This window comes from Novacetimonas hansenii JCM 7643 (genome assembly GCF_000964405.1).
Lineage (GTDB): Bacteria > Pseudomonadota > Alphaproteobacteria > Acetobacterales > Acetobacteraceae > Novacetimonas > Novacetimonas hansenii.
In genome coordinates, this window is sequence record NZ_BANE01000212.1 from 1 (window position 1) to 569 (window position 569).

1 protein-coding gene is annotated in these 569 nt (G+C 61.0%); it reads right to left on the minus strand.

Translation table 11 applies throughout. The features are described 5' to 3' along the window. Positions 1-111: 111 nt before the first annotated feature. Positions 112-569: DNA -binding domain-containing protein (locus tag B7G66_RS13265; protein WP_148424801.1), on the minus strand; the 458-nt coding region annotated here is incomplete at its 5' end.

A 569-nucleotide genomic window follows, 5' to 3' on the forward strand; every position in this document is an offset into this window, starting at 1 on the left:
GCCTCCGTCGGTTCGGGCGTGACTGGGCGCAGCGTGGACGGAAAGTGTCGTGCCGGGGACGTACGCAGATTACTGTCGTCTATGGGCGTACGTGCCGGACGGCGAAGAAATCTACCGGGAAAGACGGAAACGGGCGGGTCTGAGAAGGGTGAGATATTCGCGCTCTTCGGCCAATCGCGTGGCCTTACGCAGCAGACGTCCGACGCGTCCACGCTGGGACGAGGTATCCCATTGCCGCGCGTTCATGTGTCTTACGGACGGATCAAGAACCACACCGATATCGCGATGGGAGGCACCAGCCCGTCGTCCGGCATAGGCACAGATGGCGTCCGCGATAAAACGGGCACGGTAGAGCGGCAGCCCCAGCGTCCGGGATAAAGGCGGAACCGGTGCTCCGGAAAGATAGCGAATGAACCTGCGCACTTCTGCAATCCGCAGTTCTTCGCCCCCGTCGAGTGGAATGAGGACTGCGGCACGATCACGAGCTCTCGCATCACGGATCTGGACACGGTAGGTGTTTCCGTCGTGATGCAGGGCGAGAGATTTGCTCTGTAATCCCTGTCGTTCTG